The sequence below is a fragment of the Xenorhabdus bovienii genome (assembly GCF_024721015.1).
In the GTDB taxonomy this organism is placed as follows: Bacteria; Pseudomonadota; Gammaproteobacteria; order Enterobacterales; family Enterobacteriaceae; genus Xenorhabdus; species Xenorhabdus bovienii.
This window is the reverse complement of record NZ_JANAIF010000311.1, coordinates 1-520: the sequence shown is the minus strand read 5'-3', so window position 1 is coordinate 520 and position 520 is coordinate 1. Positions and strand designations below refer to the sequence as shown.

The following is a 520-nucleotide window of genomic DNA, read 5'->3' as shown; positions in this document are numbered from 1 at the left end:
AATAAGCATTGTAAACCTCAGTTGATAGTAAAGTTGACGGACATTCTAAATGAATAATTCGGTTATGTCGTATTAAGGGTTCTGTCGCATTAGCAGAGAAAGTTTGTACGGAGGTGGGAATGATGACTCTTTATGCAGTCAATCGATAAAATATCTCTGCCGGTGACAATGTCTTATCTTCGGGTTGTGAGTATTGCCCTTTACGCAGCATCGAAACGCGCTCTATCCCCGCTAAAATCGTTTGGGCCCGGCGAAACGATTTAAAGCCTAACATGGGTCGTATCCGACGTTTGACATGGCGAGGGTCTTGCTCAATGCGGTTATTCAGGTATTTATTTTGCCGGATTTCAATCCCCTGCTGAGGCTCACCTTCCGCATTGAGGAGGGTGAGCGGTCAGCAGGAAGTCAATCGTCTGACCGTCGGTATCGACCGCCCGGTAAAGGGGTTCTGTCGCATTAAGGAGTGGAGTCAGGTAACCTGTCATTTTTTGTTGAGAGTTCTAGACGATGTCGTCATGAG

Annotated in this window: 1 pseudogene; it reads right to left on the bottom strand. The window is 46.5% G+C overall.

Annotated elements, in window-relative coordinates:
* Nucleotides 1-130 precede the first annotated feature (130 nt).
* A pseudogene (locus tag NXS07_RS20745) lies at nucleotides 131-443 on the bottom strand (DDE-type integrase/transposase/recombinase); the annotation flags it as partial.
* Nucleotides 444-520: the final 77 nt, after the last annotated feature.